We start from the raw sequence: 21277 nt of genomic DNA on the forward strand, positions 1-21277 counted from the left end.
CAGCCAAATCAGCGCCTATCCCCAATGGTGATTTTTCCGTTAAGAAAGCATCATTAATTGACGGTGAATCCATGGGTGGAGCAACTCCCGTTTTCAAGGGGTGTTGCAACGACCGCTAGAACTCGCCAAGCCCTTGAGATTGAAGGTCAAGTCCTTGCCGGCTTCGACGGTGCCGGATTGTGCCGTCAGGGTCGGAACAGACTCAACCGGTGCGTCCGGCAGGACGCCGCCAATGTTGACTTCCGCACCACCGCCGAAGCTGTTGCCAGCGATCGAGTTCAGGCCCACCAGCTTCACGTAACGGCCAACCTTGCCTCCTTCAATGGTCACCACCTGGGGACGGGCAATGTCTGCGAAGGAGCCTGATCCAACCTTGGTGCCAAAGTCGGTGGGGCTGTCGGAGACAAAAATCTCGTAGTCCTTGATTTTGCCGTTGGTGTTGGACTGGCGCTGGGTGTATTCGAAGCCCGTCACGGAGTAGCTCTTGGACAGGTCAAAGACAACTGAGTGCGGGAACTCCTCTGTGCCACCTTTCCACTTGGTGTGCCAGAAGGAGTCCACTTTGCCATCGAGCAGAGCAGCGGCAGGACCGTTCGGTGCGGTTTCGCCAGTTAGTTCCTGGGACGAGACCGAGGCGATGGAGATATCGCTCTGCGTGATCTTGTTCGGCAGTGGAACCACACTTGACTCCACATTCAAGGAGGTGGTGGCCGTGCGCTCACCCTGCGTGGCAGTGAGTGCATTCTTGCCCGAGTAGGTGCTTGGGTACACCGGCATCTGCAACGTCACCTTGCCCTCGGCATCGGGAAGGACCGTGCCAACCTTGTTGCCGCCCAGGGTGAGGGTCACGTATTCGCCGGGTACGAAGCCGGTCAAGGTGGTCAAGGCGCGGTATCCGGCGCGGACGGTGGAGGTGGTTGTTTCCAACGTGGGGGTTTGGGATGAATCCCAAACGTAGGGAAGCTCAGGGTCAGCGGTGCCGGGCGCAACAACCACGGTGAACTTTGCCGTTGTCCCATTAGTTGCCGTCAAGGTGCCTGTGTAGGTTCCTGTTGTGGCGTAGCTGTGTGTTCCCTGCAACTGGTACAGGCTGCCGGAGGACATGTGGTTGCGTGCCGTGTTGGCAACGAAAGTTGCGGCGGTGGTGGCTGTCCCATCACCCCAGTTGATGCTTGCACCCAGATTGCCCACGATGCTCGAGGCGCTCACGCCGTCGGCGTCGTCAACCGTGTCAACGGCAATGGAGGAGCCGTCGGCCGATGCCTTCGTGCCAGGCGCTGCCAGCTGTCCAACATTGAGGTTCAGAGCCTTGCCGGGGGAGACAGCCACGGGCAGGCCCGCCAGAGCGGAGTTCCACTTGGCTTCGTTGCCGTCATAGAAATTGGTGTCATTGGCCAGCATGCGCGGACCCATCGCAGCCATGCGTACCTTGAAGTCGCCAATATTTCGCTGCGCCTGAGGAGTCCAGCCGATTTCGGCGAAGGAAATCACGCGCGGGAAAATCATGAACTCGGCTTGTTTGCCGCCACGGATGGTCTCCGACCACTGGGGGGCCTCCACACCAAGGATGGCGGAGTCGGGAAGGTTGACCCCGCCGTCCTGAACCACGGCTGCCGGATTCCAGTCGTAGTACTTGGAGAAGTCGCCCATGCCGGCCCACGTCAGGCCGATCGGCGTCTTGGAGTTGTACTTCATGTCAAGGTAGGCCGTGGAGCCGTTGGAAACCATGAGTTTGGCACCCAAGTCTTTGATGGCCTTCAGTGTGTCTGTGGTGCCGCCAACCCAATACTGGATGCCGTCATCTTCTTCGAGGCCACCAATGGCGACCTCGTTCCAACCGATCGGCTTCTTGCCCAAGTCGTGGATGACTTTCACCGTCTTGGTGATGAACTCGACATAGTTGTCGTGGCCCGTCACATGGGATTCATCGCCGCCAATATGGATGTACTCGCTGGGTGTCATGTCCGCGATCTGACCGAAAACGTGCTCAAGGAACGTCCACGTCTGCGGTGCTTTGACATCCAAGGTGGACGTTCCTACATTGCCGGTACCGTCCGCGGGAACTACGCCCCATTCATCAACGCTCGGCTTGGTGCCAGCAGTGTTCAGCTGGGGAATGGAGTGCAGGATGGCCGAGGTGTGCCCCGGAACGTCGATCTCCGGGATGACCTCAATGTGGCGTTCGGCGGCATAGGCCACCAAGTCCTTGTATTCGTCCTGGGTATAGAAGCCCGTGTAGCCGAGGTGGTCCATATAGGTGCGGTTGAACTGAGTCATGGCCGACTTGCCACCGACCTCAGTCAGAAGGTTGTAGTCAATGTCATCGCCGGTTTTTTTGCCGTCGTTGGTGATCTGGATGCGCCAGCCCTGATCGTCGGCAAGGTGCATGTGCAAAGTGGAGATCTTGTAGGCCGCCAGGGAATCGATAATGGCCTTGACCTCGGCGGGGGTCTTGAAGTCGCGGGCTACGTCAAGCATCATGCCCCGCTTGTCAAAACGCGGAGCATCGGAGATTTCCACGGCTGGAGCAGACCAGTTGGCGTTGACCTTGGTTTTTGATTCAATGAACGCCGGGAAAAGTTGGCGCAGGGTCTGGATGCCGTTGAAGATACCGTCGTCGGTCGCCGCGGTGACCTTGGCGCCCGTGAGTGCGTCGACGCTCAGCGTGTAGGCCTCTTCCTGAAGCTGAGCCCCCAAATTGGGGATTTTGCCAGGGGTTTGCAGCAACACGATGTCGTCCGCGTCGCCCGTTTCACCATCCACCACGGGCAGCTCTAGGCCGGTGGAGGTACGGAAAACATCGGCCAGGAAGTTGGCGCTCGTCGTGGCTTCGGCCGTGTTGGCAACGATGCGCGAGCCTGCCCCGAGAATGAAGGGTGCCTCATCCGGGGTTTCCATGTTGACCGGCAGCGGGATCAAGTTGATGGGCTCGGCAGCAGGGGTTGGTGTGGTGGCTTCTTCGCCGTCCCACACTTCGAATTCCCACAGGGAGATGCCATATTTTTTGCCGTCGATCGGCGTGCGGTCGATACCCTGCATGCGAACGTACTGGTAGGCGCTGCCAGCAACGCTGGCGTTGAGTTTCTGCACGTCGCGCGTGTTGCAGGTGGGTGCGATCTCGCCTGTGGCGTCGACGAAGTCCGTTCCGTTGGTTGAGACCTGCAGCTTGTACTTGGCGGCGCACGCCTTTTCCCAGACGATGGCTACATGGTCAATGACGGTCGGCGCAGCCAACTTGACGGTGATGTGGGCATTGTCAGCCGTGTTAGAGGACCAGCGGGACTGCTGGGCGTTGGGCTTGGTGGCATCCGTGTCGCCGTCAATGACAAGGGCGGGACCCCACTGGCCTGCGACTTCCTGTCCGGAGGAGCTCACCGTTGCGCCGGCTGAGGCCAGCGCAACGTTTTGGCCGGCAGCAGCCGGGACGCCCCAAACTTCCATTTCAAACAGTGAGATGCCCCATTTGGTGCCAGCAATGGGCGTCCTGTTCACGCCCTGCATGCGCACATACTGGTATTTACTGCCAGCCAAAGCCGCAGCGATGGTCTGGGTGTCGGGGGTTTCCGGAGCGCAGTTGGCACGGGAAATAACGTCCGTGGCATCCACAAAGGAAACCCCGTCTGTTGAGACCTGCAGCTTGTACTGGGCGGCACAGGCGGCCTCCCATTTGATGACGATCTTGTCGATGACCGCCGGCTTGGCCAGCTTTACTGTCAGCTGTGCATCGTCGGCATGATCCGAGGACCACCGGGTGGTTCCGTCGCCATCGATGGCAAGGTCGGTGCCGTTGGAGCCAGGGGTCTCGTCACCGGATGAGGTGACAGTAGCGCCGGCAGAGGCAAGGGCAAGATTTACTGGGGCGGGATCGCCCGGAGCAGCCACGGCGGGCGGCGCAGCCATGGTGAGTAGCATGGCTGGCGTCACCACCGCCATCGCTAGAGTTTTCTTCCACATGGAACGCACGTATTCATCCTTTGTTGACGCGAGAGACACAAATCACACAAGGTGATGTTATCCATACCAGCGGTGGATGAACAGGCGGACGCGGGCTATTAAGTGACAGGCGCAGGTCGGGGAGCGGAAGTCGAGGGCACAGTCAGTTGTGAGCACCTGGACTATGGATGAAAATATGTCAGTAGAGGATCGTCATTTCGCTGATCAGAACCACGGAATCTAGGTGAATATTGACGAAAAGCGCGCCGCTCACCGCGAAAAGCGGAGCGCAGCGCGCCTACTGACTTTCCGCCCGATGGGGTCTGAAAAGTAGGTAAATATTTCTTACAAGGTTACGTTGGCAGCGTCGAATTCGAGCCGCGGGAGGCGTGCGCGATCGATAACATCGCTGGGGCGCCCAAGGTTCACCACCATGAAGGATTTGCTGGCGGAGTCAACATTGAAATCACCGTCGAGACCTGCAGCATCGAAGCCGGTCATAGGACCGGCTGCCAGTCCTGCGGCACGGGCGGCCATGATGAAATATCCCGCTTGCAGGTGTGCGTTGTTCACGGCCATGAGCTTGCGGGCGTCGGGATTTGACTCAAAAGTCGGCACCATTGCGGACATGTGCGGTGCCGTGGTGGGGATCAGTTCATGCCATTGGGTGGTGTAGCTCAACACGGCAACCATGGGTGCCGCCAAGGTTTTGGCCCGGTTGCCGTCATTCATGTGCACGGCCAGGCGTTCCCGAGCTTCCGGCGAGCGGACCCACGTGATGCGCATCGGCTGGATGTTCATGGCAGTCGGGCCCATCCGGGTCAGCGCATAGACGGCTTGCAAGGTTTCTTCGGCAATCTCCCCATCCGCCCAGTTGTTTGCCGTGCGGGCGTCGAGGAACAAGGCCGCCGCAGCTTCCTTGTCAACAACGAGTTCATGGTGAAGGTCCGGTTCGGTGGCAACGTCAAGGCTCATGTGATCAGCTTTCTCTAACTCCAGTGAACGTTCTTCCTTTTTTACAGCGCTGGCAAGGTCCGAAATGTTTCCAAATTGGCCGTGAAGTGGAACACGTAGGCGTTGCTGTGCCATGATGCGGGCAGTGGCCAACGCAAAGGAGCGGCAGTTTTATGACGACATGGACCATTCGCGATTTTCATGCACACGACGTTGAGGGCATTCTTCAGCTGTGGCAGGCGCTGCGCGAAGACGGTGTGGAACCGGTCTATGACCTTTCCGAAGTGCTGGCATCTTGTGAAAAGGACCATGCCGTGGTGGCGGTTCATGGCGAGGAAATTGTCGGCGCCGCCGTAGGGCGTGCCGCGCACGACCAAGGCTGGATCGTTTTTCTGGCCACCCGCCCCTCCTTCCGCGGCCGCGGGATAGGCACGTTGCTGCTGGCCGCCGTCGAACGCCGCATGGCCAGCCACGGACTGAACAAGCTTTCCGCACTCATGCCGGAGACGGAAACCCGCGTTGAAGCCTTCAGCAACCGTGGCTTCGTGGTGAAAAAGAACCTTCGCTACTTTGAACGGCACATCCCCGTCCAGCGCGCGGAACGCGGTGCGCTTGAGGACCTTGGCGGTCGAATCCTGCCACGGGACCTCTGGGACCGCGTCGCAGGAATGAGCGCTGAAAAGGAACTGCTGGAGCGCCGTTTGGTCCTCCCTCTGGCCAAGTCGGAACTGGCTGAGGAATTTGGTGTAGTGCCGCCGCGCGCCGTCGTCCTGTTTGGTCCTCCCGGCACGGGCAAGACCACCTTTGCCAAGGCCATCGCTTCCCGGCTGGAGTGGCCGTTCGTGGAGGTGTTCCCGTCGAGGCTGGCAGGGGATCCCGGTGGACTCGCCGGCGCCCTGCGTCAAACCTTCCTGGACATCGCCGAGCTGGAACACGCTGTGGTCTTTATCGATGAGGTGGAGGAGATCGCCTCGCAGCGTTCGGGGGAGCCGCCCTCTCCCATGCAGGGCGTCACCAATGAGCTGCTCAAGATCATCCCGGCCTTCCGCGACCAGCCCGGAAGAATCCTGGTCTGTGCCACGAACTTCATCCGGTCTCTGGATTCCGCTTTTCTGCGCCACGGCCGCTTCGACTATGTCATCCCGATCGGGCTGCCCGACGAGCAGGCCCGCGCTGCCATGTGGCAGCGGTTCATTCCAGCCACAGTCGCCGGGCAAATCGACATTCAAATGCTCGTGGAGGCCAGTGCCGGCTTCTCGCCGGCCGACATTGAGTTTGCTGCCCGCAGCGCCTCCCAGCGCGCCTTGGAGAAGGCCGTGTACGACGACGATCAGCTCACCACACGCAGTGGTCCGGAGACGGCCGACTACCTGGAAACCGTAGCGGAGACGAGGGCCACGGTCAGCGACGCCGTGGCGGCGGAATTCCTTGAGGACATTGCGGCATTGGCCAGGACGTAGCCAAGTGCCTATGCGCGCTTAGAGCCAGCCCTTCTTCTTGAAGATCACATACATGACAAGGCCAACCAGGAACATCAATGTCAGGGCGAAGGGGTATCCGTACGCCCAGTGGAGTTCAGGCATGATGTCAAAGTTCATGCCGTAAATGGAACCCACAAAAGACGGGGCGAAGATGATGGCTGCCCAGGAGGAGATCTTCTTTACTTGTTCGTTCTCGGCGGCAGCGGCCTCGTTTTGCCGGTTCGTGGTCAATGTGCCGTCAACTGTCAGCGCATTTTGCAGCAGCTGGCGGAAGGAGTCTGCCTTGGCCGTGACAGTTTCAACATGGTCTTCCACGTCCCGCAAGCGCCGCTCCAGCTCGACGTTCGCGCGGAATTTTTCAAAGCCGGCTTTGAGCTGTTGCAATATCTCCTGCAAGGGATGGATGGCCCGCTGGAACTGGATGACTTCGCGGGAGAGCTGGTAAATACGCAGTGAGACATTGGGCTCTCCTGCGAAAAGTTGATCCTCGATCTCGTCAATGTCGTTTTCCAGACCATTGATCACTGGCTGATAGTCGTCGACCACCTGGTCCATGATGGCGTAAAGCACCGCTTCCGGGCCCAGAGCCAGCAACTCGGGGTCAGCTTCCAGACGTGTCCGGGTTGAGCCCAGACCGGGGGTCTCTGCGTGAGGGATGGTGACGACAAAGTCCGGACCGGTGAAAACGTGTAGTTCGCCAAATTCCACCGTCTCACTCTCATCGTCGTAGCGGGCCGGGCGCAGCACAGTGAAGAGGACGTCGTCGTAACGTTCCAGCTTGGGCCGCTGATGGGCCTTGATGGCATCTTCCACGGCTAACTCGTGGAGAGAAAACTCGGTTGCGAGCGAGCGCATTTCTTCAGCGTCCGGCCGGAACATGCCTATCCACGCCATGCCGTGGCAGGAATCCATCACCTCATAGGTTTGATCGAGGCTGTCGGGATTGGCGAAGCGTTTGCCGTCTACATAGACGGCATTATCAATGATGGTCACCTGCCTATTATGGGCGAGGGAGGTAGGGCAATGCGTGCAGGGTCAGCCGATTGGTCCCGTGTGCCCCGGAATATGTTTGAAGACAAGGGTGGTTTCGGTGTGACCTACGACGGGGTCAGTGGTCAGGTTGTCCAGCACCCAGTCACGCAATGCATCGGTGTCGCGGACGGCAATGTGGAGCAGGTAGTCCACCGAACCGGAGGTGTGGAACGTGGAAAGCACCTCGGGCAACAGCGGCACCCGGGACGTGAAGGCATCGATCTGGTCCCTGTCGTGGGCGCGCAGCCGCACAGCGATGAGGGCCTGCACGGCGCGGCCGATCGAGGTGAGGTTCAGTTTTGCCTCAAAGCCTTCAATCGTTCCGCGTTCCATGAGAGCACGGGTACGCATCAGCGCCGTTGACGGTGCGATCCCGACGGCGTCGGCGAGGTCCCGGTTCGTGATGCGGGCATCAGCTAGCAGTGTGTCGATGATCTGGCGGTCGACGGCGTCCAGCACCTCGGTTGACAGGTTACCTTGTGCTTGCTCGCGTCGAACGTTCTTCGCCGGTGTTGCCATGAGGCCCTCCAAGAGTCCTGAATTTCGTCATAATACTGCCAACTGCTGTGTGCGTTCGTTCGCAATTCTAGCAAATTACCGAATATTTGATCTGTAGGAGCTTAGAGTTCGCGGAGGAATGCCTGCACCACGTCTGCAGCCGGAGCTGCCTGGGCGGATTTCCAGCCGGTGCCGGCCCATAGGTTGAGGGACTGTGGATCTGCGGCTGCCGCGGCAGCTGCCCGCAGCGGCGCCGTGAGGAAGTGTACTTCCGGATACGCTTCGGGGGCCGCCTGAGTAAAGGTGCGGACGAAGTCGTTCTCCAATGCGCGGGCGAGCTTTCCCGTAAAGGCCCTTGTCAGGGTTGTGCGGGTATAGGCGGGATCGGCCAGTGCGTCCTTGTGCAGCGACCTGGCCCCACTCTCATGGGTGCGGATCAAGGCTGTGCCGATGGCCACCGCCTGCGCGCCGGCAGCAAGAGCGGCCTTCGCGTTTGCTGCATCGCTGACACCGCCGGCGGCAACCAGCGGCAATTCCACAGCTGCACTCACCGCCGCAATCAGCTGTGGAAGTGTGCGGTTCTTGGCCGGATCGCTGGAATCTCCAGCTGCGGGGACGGGCAAAAAGGCTGCCGTATGGCCGCCGGCGTTGGTGTGCTGAACCACCAGGGCATCAACTCCGGTCTCAGCTGCGGCCAGTGCCTCGGGAACGCTTGTCACCGATGCGAGGACACGGGTGCCTGCCTTGTGCAGCTGGTCAACAACACTGGCCGGGGCCAAGCCAAAGGTAAAGCTGACCACTGGAACCGGATCCGCCAGCAGCAGAGCAATTTTCTCCGCCCAAAAGTCCTGCACAGGCGGATCCTCGGCAGAAGGCAGTTCCTGCGGCAGCTCCGCGCCGTACCGGGCAGCCGTTGCCAGTAGTGCGGTGCGATACGCATCCAACAAAGCGTCCTGCTCACGCGCTCGCAACTCCGCGGCAGGACGGGGGACAAACAAGTTGACGCCAAAGTCCAGGCCGCTGGCACGCAGAGGCGCAATGTGTGCGCGCAACTGTTCTGCGGTTTTGTACCCTCCGGCGGCAATAGCAAAAGCTCCGGCGCCTTGGACTGCCAAGGTGAGCTCCGGTGTCGTCGTTCCACCCGCCATGGGGGCTGCTATTAAGGGTGTGCTGAACATGCCACTAGTCTAGAGGCGTGGACAAAGACCCTCTTAACGTATCGACACGCCAGGCCCGCTTTGTGGGCTTGGACATTGGCGGCTCCAAAACCCGTGGAATCGTCTGGACCGGCGGCGCCGTCACCTCCGACCACAGCGTGGGAAGCACCAATGTCCAAAACGTAAGTGTGGAAACGGCTCGTGAAAACATGGCGGAGCTTTTTGCCCAGCTGGAGGCCGCCGGTGCCACTGAAGTCTTTGCTGGCGCGGGCGGTATTGACACGGACGACGACGCAGCGGCACTTCGCAGCCTCATCGCACCTTTTGTTCCTGGTGCCCAGGTGAGCGTGGTCCATGACACCCGCTTGCTGCTTGCGGCATCGGGGGCCAGCGAGGGCGTGGCCGTCATCGCGGGGACCGGTTCGGCTGCCTGGGGCGTCAACGCTGAAGGGAAACAAGCCAGGGCCGGCGGCTGGGGCTACCTGCTCGGCGATGAAGGCAGTGGCTACTGGCTGGGCCGGGAAGCAGTGCGCCACAGCCTGCGGCGGATGGACGCGGGGCAGCCTGCCGATGAACTCACGGCAGCCCTGTTGGAATACTGCGGACTTGCTCACCCAGGAGAGCTCATTCGTCATTTCCACCAAGACACCACTCGGCGTTACTGGGCTGCCACGTCTCCGGTGGTCTTTGCCGCGGCAGCGCAAGGGCATGCGGGAGCGCGTGCCATGGTGGTGCAGGCTGCCGCAGACTTGGCTGGCATGGCGGCCAAGGTCGCTAGCCAGCTTGATATCCCGGGCCCCATCGTGCTGGGCAGTGGCATGGGCAGCAATGTCCCCGCCTTGCAGGAAGCGTTTAAGCTCCAGCTGGCCGCATTGGGGCTCAATGATGTACACATCTTGCAACAGGACCCCATTTTTGGCATCCCGCTTCTAGTCGGCGCGCAGCAGCCTGCTACCTGAGCCACTTGTCCGGAACTTCAGCTGCCCGGCGGTGGGGGAGCGGTGCTGCTGCGGATCACCAGAGTGGGTGCCACGAGGTCGGGGGCAATTGCCTCTTCCGGGTGTGCAATCTGGGATACGAGGCGATGCACGGCACGGCGGCCCGTGTCTTCGAAAGACTGGCGGATGGTGGTCAGTGGTGGATTTGAGAATGCGGCCAGATCGATGTCATCGATGCCCACGACCGAGACGTCCTCGGGGATGCGCCGTCCCAGTTCAGTCAGTGCACGCAGCACACCAAAGGCCATCTCATCACTTGCCACCAAAATGGCGGTGACCTCTGGCATACGCGCCAGAATAAGACCATTGCGGTAGCCGGATTCCGGGCTCCAATCACCGTGAAGTTCCGGAGGCACTTCCCTCCCCGCTTCCTTCAAGGTTCGGCGCCAGCTGTTCAGGCGGCTGGCCGCATCGGACCAATCTGCGGGCCCAGCCACATGCCACACTGTCTTGTGGCCCAAGTCCAGCAGATGCCTGGTCGCCAAAACCGCGGCAATATCCTGGTCAACACCCACCATGCGCTCGCCCATGCTGGAGGAGCCGTCGGTGTTGACGGTGGGGATCCGTGCTGTGATGTGTCGAACCTGCTCGGCGGCGTCTTGCAGCGGAGCGGCGATGATAATGCCGTCCACGCCTTGATGCACCAGCCGGCTGACGGCGTCGGTCAGTGCAGTGGCGCTAAGGCTTGAGGTGACTGAGTTCACAGTGTAACCGGCTTCGCGTGCGCCCAACTCAATGCCGAGCGCAAGCGAGGACCGCGAATAATTGTTGGTTGCCAGCGTCAATACGCCGAGGGTCCGGGACTTCCCGGTGACCAGGGCGCGGGCGGTGTTGTTGCGCCGGTAGCCGAGCTCTTCAATGACAGCCATGACGCGACGCCGGGTACTGTCTTGAACGTTGGGATGGTCGTTGAGCACCCGTGAAACTGTTTGTGCTGAGACTCCGGCTGCTGCGGCAACATCGCGCATAGCTGGCCCACGGGTGAACTGCTCGGTACTCATTGCTCTCCTTGGGATATGGGGTACGCTTGCCTGTTTAGGCACCGCTTCTTTTGGGCGAACCCAGCTGCAAGAAGGTTTGTTTACTTGTAACATACCGTGAATCCCCTATTGTTACCTACATCCTCGTTCGTTTAACCGAGGGTGTTCGCCTAAGATTGTTATCCATAACAGTTTTCTCTTTCTTCCTTTGGAACATTAGTGTAGGAGTCTAGTTGTCACAGTTCACGACCTTGTCAGGGGCAGCCCCTGGTGCATCAGTACTGGCTGCATCAATGGATGCCGAGGCCGCGACTTCCGCACTGAGCTATGCAGATCGAAAGCTTTACAACAACGGTGAGCCGCACCGCATCATTGCCGGTGCCGTCCACTACTTCCGTATCCACCCCGAGCAGTGGCAGGACAGGATTGACAGGCTTGTGGCCATGGGTGTGAATACCCTGGACACCTACATTGCCTGGAACTTCCACCAGCCTTATGAAGACGCTGCCCCGGACTTCAACGGTTGGCGGGACATCGCCCGCTTCATCAGCATGGCTGGCGATGCAGACCTGGACGTCATTGTCAGGCCTGGCCCCTACATCTGTGCTGAATGGGACAATGCCGGATTCCCGTCCTGGGCCATCTCCAATCCTGACATGGTGCTGCGTTCCTCGGACCCATTGTTCACGGATGTGGTGGAGAAGTGGTTCGATACGTTGCTGCCAGTCATTGAGCCGCTACAGGCCTGCCATGGCGGCCCCGTGATTGCGGTCCAGATTGAAAATGAGTACGGCAGCTATGGCGACGACAAGGAATACCTGCGCTGGAATCGCCAGGCCCTGTTGGACCGGAGCATCACTGAAATGCTGTTCACGGCCGACGGCGGCACGGACTACTTCCTCGACGGCGGCGCCCTGCCAGACACGTGGGCAACGGCGACCCTGGGCTCGCGCGGGGACGATGCGGACGCCGTCTGGGAGCGACGGCGTCCGGGCGAGCCGTTCTTCAACGTTGAGTTTTGGAACGGCTGGTTTGATCACTGGAGCGAGGACCACCACACACGAAGTGCGGCCGATGCATCTGCAGAAGCCACGAAAATCCTTGACCTTGGTGGCTCCATCTGCCTGTACATGGCCCATGGCGGGACGAATTTTGGGCTGTCTTCGGGGGCCAACCATGACGGCTCCATCCAGCCGACCGTCACAAGCTACGACTCCGACGCTCCGATCGCCGAGGACGGCCGCCTGACGGAGAAGTTTCACGCCATGCGTGAGGCGTTCCACACTGCATCCGGACGGGAGCTGGCGCCCATCCCCGCCCACTTGGAGCATCCGGCACCTGTCGTCCCTGCCTGTACCGTGGCCTTGCACCCCGGCACGGCCCTGCTGGACTTTGCCCGAGCCGTGGAACCAGTACGCAGTGTCAAACCGATGTCCTTTGAGAAGCTGGGGCTGGACCGCGGCCTCGTCCATTACACTGCCCAGGCGGTGCTGCCCATGGGTGAAGGGACCATAAAGATCCGCGGCCTGCACGACAGGGCCTACATTTGGGCGGACAACGTCTACGCCGGCGTGCTCACCGACGCCAACTGCCAGGAAGGCTTGAAAGTCAACGGCGCCGGCGAGCTTGCCGTGCTCGAGATCCTTGTGGAAAACCAGGGTCGCATCAACTACGGCCCGAATTTTGGTCAAGGCAAGGGCATCCTCGACGGCGTCCTGATCAACCAGCGCTACGTCTTCCATTGGGAACAGCGCCCGATCAACTTGGAAAGGCCGCTCACCGAACTGCTGCAAGTGGGGGTGGTGCCCGGCGGTACGCAGAATCCTGACAGCGCCAATTCCACAGCACCGGCCTCGGAGACTCGCAGGGCGGGCTGGTTCCGTGGTGAACTGCGCCTCGAGCAAGCCGCCGATACCCATCTTGCCCTGCCTGGCTTTGGAAAAGGACTGGTGTGGGTCAATGACTTCCTGCTTGGACGCTTCTGGGAGATCGGACCACAGGTGACCCTGTACGTTCCCGGACCGCTGTTGCAACCTGGCAGCAACAAGATCACAGTGCTTGAGCTTGAGCACGGTGGTACACATGCCCAGTTCCACGAAGAACCTAATCTGGGCCTTACCGGGGTAACGTATGTTGAGGATTTGGGCTAACCGGAAACAAGTTTGAGGAGCAGGCAGTGGCGCATCGGAAACTCATGGCCGCACTGGGTGTGGCTGCGATGTTGCTGGGCACAACCACTGCCTGTACCCCCGAACCCATTGTGAACATCCCCAGTGCGTCGCAGGGGCCAAGCGCGCCTGCCCTGAAGATCGGCACGCCCGTAGTGCCCGACGGTGTCAATCCGCAAGAAGGTGAGCTGCTGGCACACGTCTATGCCGCGGCCTTGAAAGCAGCCGGCGTTGCGGCAACTGTCGTACCCACTCCTGTGATGCCCAGCCAACTCGTCACCAGCCTTGAATCCGGCAGCATAGACCTGCTCCCGGTATACTCCCGACTTGCCCTGGCCGGCGTCGACCCTGCAGCAGGTGCCGTTGTTGGTTCGGCTGCTGACTCAGTCAGTGCGCTCAAAGCAGCGCTGCCCACCGGCATCAGCCAGTTGGATGCGGCGAAGGCCGAAGACCGCAGTGCCGTGGTGGTGACCGCCGTGACGGCAGAAAAATATCAGCTCAAGAGCCTCAGCGACATCGGCCAGGTGTGCGACAAACTGGTCATGAGCGGCACGAAGGCGTTCATGACAAAACCCAATGGACTGCCCGGACTCGGCAGTGATTACAATTGCGTGCCCAAAAAATATCTGCCGCTGCAGCCCACCGCCAACTACAGCGCTGACAGCATCCTTTGGGCGCTGTTGCGCGATGACGCACAGATGATCAGCATGCACACTTCTTCTCCCACCATCGCAGACAATTCATTGGTGGTGCTTGATGATCCAAAGCAGTTGTTTCTGAGCCAGAATATTGTCCCTCTCGTGGCCACCGGGAAGGTGCCGGCCACTGCGCAAAGTGGTGTGAACAAGGTTAGTGCCGCACTGGGCATGGATGAACTGGGCAACTTGAACCGGCTGGCCCTTGACGGACACTATGACGCGGTAACGGATGCTGCCGACGCGTGGCTGTTGCAACAAGGGCTGATAAAGGCCCGTTCCTAGCCATTGCGCTGCGTGCGCCTGGCCGTTGCGTAACCAAACATCGGCCGCGGTGTGCCATATTGGGTAAATGGCAGAATTCACCCAGTCCACCAAGCTCCACAATGTCCTCTACGACATCCGCGGTCCGCTGCTGCAGCGGGCGCAGCAGATGGAGTCCGAGGGCCACCGGATCATGAAACTTAATATCGGCAATCCGGCCCCGTTCGGCTTTGAAGCCCCGGACGCGATCCTGGTAGACATGATCCGCCACCTTCCGCACGCCCAGGGCTACACAGACTCGCGTGGTATTTTCTCCGCGCGGACGGCCGTGGTGCAGTACTACCAGACGCGCGGCATCCAGAACATCCACGTCGATGATGTTTATTTGGGCAACGGCGTCAGCGAACTTATTACGCTTTCCCTCATGGCGCTGCTGAACAACGGCGATGAAGTCCTGATTCCAACCCCCGATTACCCGCTGTGGACTGCCTCAGTGAGCTTGGCTGGCGGGCGTCCCGTGCACTACCTCTGCGATGAAGACAATGAGTGGTGGCCGGACCTTGAAGACCTTGCCGCGAAGATCACCCCCAAGACCAAGGGCCTGGTGATCATCAACCCCAACAACCCCACCGGTGCCGTGTACCCGAAACACATTGTTCAGGGCATGGTCGACTTGGCCAGGAAACACGATCTGGTGGTGTTCTCGGATGAGATCTACGAGAAAATCCTGTACGACGACGCCGAACACATCAACACCGCCACCATCACCGGCGACGACGTGCTGTGCATGACGTTCAGCGGATTGTCGAAGGCGTACAGAATTTGTGGATACCGCTCCGGTTGGTTGGCGATCTCAGGACCGAAAGCGTCGGCTGCCAATTACCTTGAAGGCATCAATCTGCTGGCCAGCATGCGCTTGTGCGCCAACGCCCCTGGGCAGCACGCCATCCAAACTGCCTTGGGCGGGCATCAGAGCATTCAGGACCTGATCCTGCCGGGAGGGCGGCTGCGCGACCAGCGCGATCTGGCCTACCGCATGCTCAATGACATTCCTGGGGTCAGCACCAACCAGGCCAAGGGGGCGCTGTACCTGTTCCCGAAGCTTGACCCGGAAGCGTATCCCATCAAGAGTGATGAGAAGTTCGCGCTGGACTTGCTGGAATCACAAAAAATTCTGATTTCACACGGCACCGCCTTCAACTGGGTTCGTCCTGACCACTTCCGCCTTGTCACCTTGCCAAACCTTCTCGACTTGGAAGAAGCCATTGGCCGCATTGCAGAGTTCCTGAGCACGTACAAACCCTAGCGAAAGGCTCCACCATGTCACTGCCCGTCGGCTTTAGCGACCACCCTTCCGAACTGCTGCGGGTTGGGCCGGGATTCGTCCTGGCAGGGCAGCCCACGAATGTGGCTCCCGGGTTCTCGGGAAAGAAGTCCGACGGTGCAGAGACTTTGGCTGCACGGGCACCTGTGCTTGCGCAGTTACAGGAGCAGCTGTTTGCCGAAAGCCGCTTCGGTGGCACAAAGTCCGTCCTGCTGATTCTGCAGGCCATGGACACCGCCGGAAAGGGCGGAATCGTGGGGCATGTGGTGGGTTCAGTGGATCCCCAAGGCGTGAAGCTGACAACGTTCAAGGCACCCACCGATGAGGAAAAAGCGCACGATTTCCTCTGGAGAGTGCGGCCAGCTGCGCCGGAACCGGGCATGTTCGGTGTTTTTGACCGCTCCCACTACGAGGATGTGCTGATCCACCGTGTCCACGCATGGGCGGATGAAACTGAACTGCAGCGTCGCTACAACGCCATCAATGACTTTGAAGCGGAATTGGTTGCTGCTGGCACCACCATCGTGAAAATCATGCTCAACCTCAGCCCGGAAGAGCAGCTGGAACGGTTGACCGCACGCTTGCAGGATCCCACCAAATACTGGAAGTACAGCCCCACAGACTTGGACGAACGGAAGTTCTGGCCGGAGTACATGGACGCGTACCAGCGGGTCTTTGAGCGGACCAGCACTGAGCACGCTCCCTGGTATGTGGTCCCGGCAGACAAGAAATGGTATGCCCGCATGGCTGTGCAGGAAATTCTCATCAAGGCATTGGGAGCGTTGAACCTGCAATGGCCGGCAGGGGACTTTGACCTCGCCGCGGAACGTGTCCGCCTGAAGCACGCCTAACCCAGAGCCTGCACGCCGTGGTCCGCGTCAGGCCATGCCCGCTTGAAGTCATAACGGTGGGAGCTCAGGATTCACTGGTGGTGCGGGCCGCGTCCAGCCGGGCCTTGGCACCCTCCAGCCACTCCTCGCACCGCTTTGCCAAAGCTTCCCCTCGCTCCCACAGGGCTAGAGAATCCTCAAGGCTTGAGCTGCCGGCCTCCAGCTTGTTGACGACTTCCATCAGCTGCTCGCGAGCCTGCTCGTAGCTCAGCGCGGCCACTCCCGCCGAGGTGCTGTCTGCTGCCGAGCTGTTCTCTGCCGTGCTGTTCGAGGCGGGAGTTGGTGCGTCTTTTGAGGGGCTCATGCGTTTTCCTTTTTTGAGGTGTTCGAGGTGGCTGGCGCGGGGCCGGCGAAGGTTTGCTGCGCTCCGGTTGCGGCAAAGTCGCCTCCAGCTACGCGGATTTTCAAAGGTGTGCCGACGGTGACCTGGGTGGGGTCGCGGACAATGCGCTTGTCGTCCAGTTGGACAACGGCGTAGCCGCGGTCCAGGGTCTTTTGCGGCGACAGGGCACGAACTTGGGCGCGCAGATGGGCCAGGCGGTCACCATGGCGCCCCACTTGGGTGCGTACGGCGGTCAGGGCCCGGGCACGGAACGCGGTGACGTCGTCGAACTTGGTGGACAGCATGATGTGTGGATTCGACAGCACCGGGCGTGAGCGCAGGTAAGCGAGGCGCTCGGATTCACGGCTCAGCAGGTCTTGGATGCGCCGGTTGAGCTGCTGACGAGCTGCATCCACGCGCCGTAGTTCGTCCCCAACATCGGGAACAATGCGCTTGGCGGCGTCGGTGGGTGTGGATGCCCTTAGATCTGCCACCTCGTCCAGCAGAGGGCGGTCGGCCTCGTGGCCGATGGCGCTCACCACGGGTGTTTGGGCGGCGGCAACGGCACGAACCAAGGACTCGTGGCTGAACGCCAGCAGATCTTCCAATGATCCACCTCCGCGGGCAATGACAATGACGTCAACGCGGGGGTCAGCATCGAGTTCGGCCAGTGCTGCGGTCACCGCGGCAACGGCATTGACTCCCTGCACGGCGACCTCGCGGATCTCAAACTCCACGGCCGGCCAGCGCAGGGAAGCATTGCGTACAACATCCTTCATGGCATCTGAATTACGGCCCGTGATGAGGCCAATTCTGTGGGGTAGCAATGGCAATGGCTTCTTGCGTCGGGCGTCAAAGAGACCCTCAGCAGCCAGTGCCTGACGCAGTTTTTCAATGCGGGCCAGCAAATCACCCAATCCCACGGGTCTGATGTCCTGGCCTTGCATGGAGAGTCGGCCCGTTTTGAGCCAAAAGTCGGGCTTGAGCTGGGCCACGACGCGCGAACCGCGTTCCAAGGGCGCTTCCAGCCGGCCCAGCACCGAACCCCATAGAGTCACACTGAGCGAAACTTCGGCGTCAACATCCCGCAATGTCAGATAGCTCACATTGGCGCGTTTGTTGAGTTCAATGACCTGCGCTTCCACCCACGCCGGTGGGGCCTTTTCAATGTGTGCTTTGAGCTTTTGACTGAGTAGTTGCAGGGGCCAGGGGTTGTCTGGGGAGGTCTCTGCCGCTGTTGCTGCTGTCGTTGCATTGATTTTGCGTTCAGGGGTTTCCGCCATGGATGCAGTTCGCCGCCCTTCACTAAAAGTGTCTTGCCGGGCCACCTGATGCGGCCTTTGCATCAACTCTAGCTTTCACCGCTGACACGCGAGGGAGCTATCCACAGGCATGCACTAAAGTTGAAATTTACTATCGGATGTACTTGTGCTTTTTAGGGACGGCGAATGCGCACTGCAAGTTCAGCAATTCTTGTCATAGTGGCGTTGGTAGTGGCTGCCATTGCAGGTCCGTCCCTGTGGCTGCAACGCAATGTTGTGGACCAGGAAGGCTTTGTGGCGCTTGCCGGCCCGTTGGGCGGCGACAAGGTGTTCCAACAAAGCCTCACTTCGCTGCTGTCCAGCAAAGCCGCGGCATCACTGAACCTGCCGCCACTGTTGAATACGCTGGCCGTGGAAATCATCACTTCCGCAGCGCAAAACATTTACAGCGATCCCGGATACCCGCAGGCATGGTCGGAAACTCTTCAGCGCAGCCACGCACTGACGTTTGCGGCAGCCGGAAAATCAGAAGTTGTCGGGGACCTGCAACTGGATCTTGCCCCCTTGGTTGACTTGGTTGCGGCCAAGGTTACTGCGGATGTGGGTGCCACCGTGCCTACCCCCAAGGACGTGGTGGTCAGCATGGAACAGCCGGAGATCGCACGCGTCCTGCCGTTGGCTGCCACGCTGGGAGGCTGGTCGGGCTGGATGGTGTTCATCGCCGTCGACCTTCTGGCGCTGGGAGTGATCGTGGCCAGGCGCCGTGCACTGACCGTTATTGCCGGCGGCGTGGGACTGGGAATCATGGCGTTGCTGTGGCTGCTGGTCTCCGGCGCGGTGCAGGGCTACCTCTCCGCACTGGTCCTGGGCCCGGAGGCAGCCACCCAAATTGGCGCCCAGGTGGCGGAGCTTGCAAGGGAGAGCTGGCAAGGGGGAATAACGCTCACGTTTGTTCTGGCTGGTGTGGTGGCGGCAGTCGGTGTCGTATCTCTCGTGGTGGGTCGCAGGCGTACAACGTAGGATGGTGGGCATGAGCACCACTGCCGTTTCCGTTCCCATGCCCACTGTTCCGCGCCGCCGCCGCACGCCGGAAGACATTGCCGCCGCTGCTCCAGTGACGGGTGAAAAGCACGTACTGCTGGCTGCGCCCCGCGGTTACTGTGCTGGGGTGGACAGGGCCGTCATCGCTGTTGAGAAGGCGCTTGATCATTACGGCGCACCCGTGTACGTCCGCAAACAGATTGTGCACAATGTGCATGTGGTGTCCTCCCTTGAGGCACGTGGAGCCATCTTCGTGGAAGAAAACGATGAAGTGCCGGAAGGTGCGCTGGTGGTCTTTTCCGCGCACGGCGTCTCCCCGGCCGTAGTCAAGTCGGCTGAAGACCGAGGCCTACGCACCATCGATGCGACCTGCCCCCTTGTGACCAAGGTACATAAGGAAGCCGTCCGTTTTGCCAAGGAAAAAAACCACATCCTGCTGATCGGCCACGAAGGCCACGAGGAAGTGGAAGGAACCTACGGAGAAGCTCCGGAGAGCATCACGATCGTCAACAATCCGGAAGAGGCCCGCACTGTCCACGTTGAGGATCCCGAACACCTGATCTGGCTTTCCCAGACCACGCTGTCGGTCGACGAGACGATGGAGATTGTTGAAATCCTGCGTGAGCGGTTCCCCAAGCTGAAAAACCCTCCCAGCGACGACATTTGCTACGCCACCACAAACCGCCAGTCGGCCATCAAGGAGATCGCCCCGCAGGCAGACCTGGTGATCGTGGTTGGATCCTCCAACTCCTCCAACTCCGTCCGGCTGGTGGAGGTTGCTTTGGAGTACGGAGCCAAGGCCTCGCACCGCGTGGACTTTGCCAACGAAATTGACGAGACCTGGTTCGAGGGTGTGGCTACTGTGGGCGTCACCAGCGGTGCCTCGGTCCCTGAAATTCTGGTTCAGGACGTGCTGCACTTGCTCGCCGAATACGGCTACGGATCAGTGGAAGAAGTGGTCACGGCCCAGGAAGACATCCTGTTCTCCCTGCCCAAGGAACTGCGCGCAACGTTGAAGGCAGCTGGCGACCCCGACTACAAGGGCGTCCGGAGCGCCAACCTGATGTGATCAACCGGCGGCCCCCAGCCGGCCGGGCGCTTCGAACTCCGGTGCGGAAAGTCCCCGCGGTGCCACCTCCACAGGTGCGGGGGAGTCAAGGGTTTTGGGGTCCATGGTGTTGAGCTTGCGGGCAGTGGGCAGAACTCTGGCCTCCAGCGTTCCCACAAGCTTGTTGTAGCGTTCGACGCTCGTTTTCAACGACACGCCAACGGCGGAGACTGCTTCACCCATGGTGCCCAAACGCGAGTACAACTGGGCCGAAAGCTCAAAAAGTTCCTTGGCGCTTTCAGTCAGCACGTCCTGTCGCCACGTGAAGGCGACAGACTTCAAGATGGCCAGCAGCGAGATGGGTGAGGCCAGGACGACGTTTCTTGCCATGGCGTAATCCAACAGTTCGGGGTCGGCCATGAGGGCTGCAGACAAAATGGACTCCACGGGGACAAAACAAATCACCAGTTCGGGGGAGTTCTTTGCCGAAGTCCAGTACTGCTTGCTGCCCAGCGCATCAATGTGGGATTTGACGGCCTTTGCATGGCGGGTCAAATGTTGGCGGGCTTCGACGCTGTCTTCCGGGCCGGCGTCGTGCGCGTTGAGGAAGGCACTCAACGGTACTTTGGCGTCCAAGACCAGCTCTTTGCCACCGGGCAGCCTGACCACCATGTCGGGGCGGTGCACGCCGTCGTCGGTTGCGGTATGGACCTGCTCCTGGAAATCAACGTGCGACAGCAATCCGGCAGCTTCCACCACGCGACGCAATTGCACCTCACCCCACTTGCCGCGGGCACTCGTGGAGCGCAGGGCGGACGCGAGGGAGGATGTGGTGGCCAGCAGTTTGGCGTCGGCGTCCTTAGCCTCGCGAAGTTGCTCGGCCAGCTGGCCGTACTGCTCGACGCGGTCGCGTTCAAGAAGCGAGACTTGACGCTGGACGGCGTTGAGTTTCTCCGCCACAGGTCCCAGGGCTTGGAGCACGGAAGCGTCTGAGCCCTGCTGTGCCGTCAGTGCGTGGTTTTGAGTGGACAACAGCCGGCGCTCAGCGTCGGCAGCGGCAAAACGCGCGTTCAGGTCTGCCGCACGGCTGTGGGCCGCGTCAGCTTCCCCCTCAGCGCCGCGCAATCTGGCCAACAACAGCCGGGCAACCAAGGCAGCGCCCAGAAGCACCCCTGCCAACAACATCAAAATCGCTACAAGCCAGCCAATTCCATTCATGGAACCACTTTC

Annotated in this window: 17 protein-coding genes; 8 read left to right on the top strand and 9 right to left on the bottom strand. The window is 60.4% G+C overall.

Annotated features, from left to right (window positions below; translation table 11 throughout):
* Window positions 1–93: 93 nt before the first annotated feature.
* Window positions 94–3954: a family 20 glycosylhydrolase gene (locus JMA46_RS04805; protein ID WP_247647068.1), complete on the bottom strand. Its 3861-nt coding sequence runs from the start codon at window positions 3952–3954 to the stop codon at window positions 94–96.
* 324 nt (window positions 3955–4278) lie between these two features.
* On the bottom strand, window positions 4279–4908 hold the full coding sequence (locus JMA46_RS04810) for a malonic semialdehyde reductase (RefSeq protein WP_207344167.1): 630 nt from the start codon (window positions 4906–4908) through the stop codon (window positions 4279–4281).
* Between the two features lie 152 nt (window positions 4909–5060).
* Between JMA46_RS04810 and JMA46_RS04815 the strand changes: the two genes are divergently transcribed.
* Window positions 5061–6347 carry a GNAT family N-acetyltransferase gene (locus JMA46_RS04815; RefSeq protein WP_207344168.1) on the top strand — a complete coding sequence of 429 codons (1287 nt, stop codon included), beginning with the start codon at window positions 5061–5063 and terminating at the stop codon, window positions 6345–6347.
* An 18-nt stretch (window positions 6348–6365) separates the two neighbouring features.
* Here the strand turns inward: JMA46_RS04815 and corA are convergent, their stop codons facing one another.
* The 3 genes from corA to JMA46_RS04830 all read right to left on the bottom strand — a co-directional run bounded on the left by corA (window position 6366) and on the right by JMA46_RS04830 (window position 9076).
* Window positions 6366–7361 (bottom strand): magnesium/cobalt transporter CorA, encoded by a 996-nt coding sequence (gene corA / locus JMA46_RS04820; RefSeq protein ID WP_207344169.1) that lies wholly within the window; start codon window positions 7359–7361, stop codon window positions 6366–6368.
* A 42-nt stretch (window positions 7362–7403) separates the two neighbouring features.
* Window positions 7404–7919, bottom strand: a complete 516-nt coding sequence (locus JMA46_RS04825) for an Lrp/AsnC family transcriptional regulator (protein ID WP_207344170.1) — start codon at window positions 7917–7919, stop codon at window positions 7404–7406.
* Between the two features lie 101 nt (window positions 7920–8020).
* Entirely contained in the window at window positions 8021–9076 is a 1056-nt protein-coding gene (locus JMA46_RS04830; RefSeq protein ID WP_207344171.1) for a nitronate monooxygenase, read from the bottom strand.
* Between the two features lie 17 nt (window positions 9077–9093).
* Here JMA46_RS04830 and JMA46_RS04835 point away from each other — a divergent pair, with 17 nt between their 5' ends.
* Window positions 9094–10014 (top strand): BadF/BadG/BcrA/BcrD ATPase family protein, encoded by a 921-nt coding sequence (locus JMA46_RS04835; RefSeq protein WP_207344172.1) that lies wholly within the window; start codon window positions 9094–9096, stop codon window positions 10012–10014.
* A gap of 17 nt (window positions 10015–10031) precedes the next feature.
* Here the strand turns inward: JMA46_RS04835 and JMA46_RS04840 are convergent, their stop codons facing one another.
* Entirely contained in the window at window positions 10032–11054 is a 1023-nt protein-coding gene (locus JMA46_RS04840) for a LacI family DNA-binding transcriptional regulator (protein WP_207344173.1), read from the bottom strand.
* Window positions 11055–11266: 212 nt separating this feature from the next.
* Here JMA46_RS04840 and JMA46_RS04845 point away from each other — a divergent pair, with 212 nt between their 5' ends.
* The 4 genes from JMA46_RS04845 (at window position 11267) to JMA46_RS04860 (ending at window position 16335) form a co-directional block, all read left to right on the top strand.
* Window positions 11267–13183, top strand: coding sequence for a glycoside hydrolase family 35 protein (locus JMA46_RS04845; RefSeq protein ID WP_247647063.1), 1917 nt, complete (start codon window positions 11267–11269; stop codon window positions 13181–13183).
* Between the two features lie 26 nt (window positions 13184–13209).
* The gene (locus tag JMA46_RS04850) at window positions 13210–14181 is read left to right on the top strand and encodes a glycine betaine ABC transporter substrate-binding protein (RefSeq protein ID WP_207344174.1); all 972 of its coding nucleotides are present in this window, start codon (window positions 13210–13212) and stop codon (window positions 14179–14181) included.
* A 67-nt stretch (window positions 14182–14248) separates the two neighbouring features.
* Window positions 14249–15466: a pyridoxal phosphate-dependent aminotransferase gene (locus JMA46_RS04855; RefSeq protein WP_207344175.1), complete on the top strand. Its 1218-nt coding sequence runs from the start codon at window positions 14249–14251 to the stop codon at window positions 15464–15466.
* Between the two features lie 14 nt (window positions 15467–15480).
* Complete coding sequence (locus JMA46_RS04860) at window positions 15481–16335, top strand: polyphosphate kinase 2 family protein (protein WP_207344176.1); 855 nt, start codon at window positions 15481–15483, stop codon at window positions 16333–16335.
* A gap of 64 nt (window positions 16336–16399) precedes the next feature.
* On the opposite strand, the gene JMA46_RS04865 is transcribed toward JMA46_RS04860, so the two are convergent.
* Complete coding sequence (locus JMA46_RS04865) at window positions 16400–16678, bottom strand: exodeoxyribonuclease VII small subunit (RefSeq protein WP_207344177.1); 279 nt, start codon at window positions 16676–16678, stop codon at window positions 16400–16402.
* Entirely contained in the window at window positions 16675–17979 is a 1305-nt protein-coding gene (gene xseA, locus JMA46_RS04870) for an exodeoxyribonuclease VII large subunit (protein WP_207344178.1), read from the bottom strand. The genes JMA46_RS04865 and xseA overlap by 4 nt, the downstream gene beginning before the upstream one ends.
* 165 nt (window positions 17980–18144) lie before the next feature.
* Here xseA and JMA46_RS04875 point away from each other — a divergent pair, with 165 nt between their 5' ends.
* Together JMA46_RS04875 and JMA46_RS04880 are read left to right on the top strand one after the other, a co-directional pair.
* Window positions 18145–18978 carry a hypothetical protein gene (locus JMA46_RS04875; RefSeq protein WP_207344179.1) on the top strand — a complete coding sequence of 278 codons (834 nt, stop codon included), beginning with the start codon at window positions 18145–18147 and terminating at the stop codon, window positions 18976–18978.
* A gap of 10 nt (window positions 18979–18988) precedes the next feature.
* A complete protein-coding gene (locus JMA46_RS04880) occupies window positions 18989–20068 on the top strand; it encodes a 4-hydroxy-3-methylbut-2-enyl diphosphate reductase (RefSeq protein ID WP_207344180.1) in 1080 nt (359 codons plus the stop codon).
* Here JMA46_RS04880 and JMA46_RS04885 read toward each other — a convergent pair whose 3' ends face one another.
* A complete protein-coding gene (locus tag JMA46_RS04885; protein WP_207344181.1) occupies window positions 20069–21265 on the bottom strand; it encodes a DNA recombination protein RmuC in 1197 nt (398 codons plus the stop codon).
* Window positions 21266–21277: the final 12 nt, after the last annotated feature.

The sequence above is a fragment of the Arthrobacter sp. E3 genome (assembly GCF_017353415.1).
Taxonomy (GTDB): domain Bacteria; phylum Actinomycetota; class Actinomycetes; order Actinomycetales; family Micrococcaceae; genus Specibacter.

Bases quoted from the DNA above. Each gene is read 5' to 3' on its own strand.
- JMA46_RS04805 (WP_247647068.1), bottom strand. From the start codon at position 3,954: ATGTGGAAGAAAACTCTAGCGATGGCGGTGGTGACGCCAGCCATGCTA.
- JMA46_RS04810 (WP_207344167.1), bottom strand. From the start codon at position 4,908: ATGAGCCTTGACGTTGCCACCGAACCGGACCTTCACCATGAACTCGTT.
- JMA46_RS04815 (WP_207344168.1), top strand. From the start codon at position 5,061: ATGACGACATGGACCATTCGCGATTTTCATGCACACGACGTTGAGGGC.
- JMA46_RS04825 (WP_207344170.1), bottom strand. From the start codon at position 7,919: ATGGCAACACCGGCGAAGAACGTTCGACGCGAGCAAGCACAAGGTAAC.
- JMA46_RS04830 (WP_207344171.1), bottom strand. From the start codon at position 9,076: ATGTTCAGCACACCCTTAATAGCAGCCCCCATGGCGGGTGGAACGACG.
- JMA46_RS04840 (WP_207344173.1), bottom strand. From the start codon at position 11,054: ATGAGTACCGAGCAGTTCACCCGTGGGCCAGCTATGCGCGATGTTGCC.
- JMA46_RS04855 (WP_207344175.1), top strand. From the start codon at position 14,249: ATGGCAGAATTCACCCAGTCCACCAAGCTCCACAATGTCCTCTACGAC.
- JMA46_RS04860 (WP_207344176.1), top strand. From the start codon at position 15,481: ATGTCACTGCCCGTCGGCTTTAGCGACCACCCTTCCGAACTGCTGCGG.
- JMA46_RS04865 (WP_207344177.1), bottom strand. From the start codon at position 16,678: ATGAGCCCCTCAAAAGACGCACCAACTCCCGCCTCGAACAGCACGGCA.
- xseA (WP_207344178.1), bottom strand. From the start codon at position 17,979: ATGGCGGAAACCCCTGAACGCAAAATCAATGCAACGACAGCAGCAACA.
- JMA46_RS04875 (WP_207344179.1), top strand. From the start codon at position 18,145: ATGCGCACTGCAAGTTCAGCAATTCTTGTCATAGTGGCGTTGGTAGTG.
- JMA46_RS04880 (WP_207344180.1), top strand. From the start codon at position 18,989: ATGAGCACCACTGCCGTTTCCGTTCCCATGCCCACTGTTCCGCGCCGC.
- JMA46_RS04885 (WP_207344181.1), bottom strand. From the start codon at position 21,265: ATGAATGGAATTGGCTGGCTTGTAGCGATTTTGATGTTGTTGGCAGGG.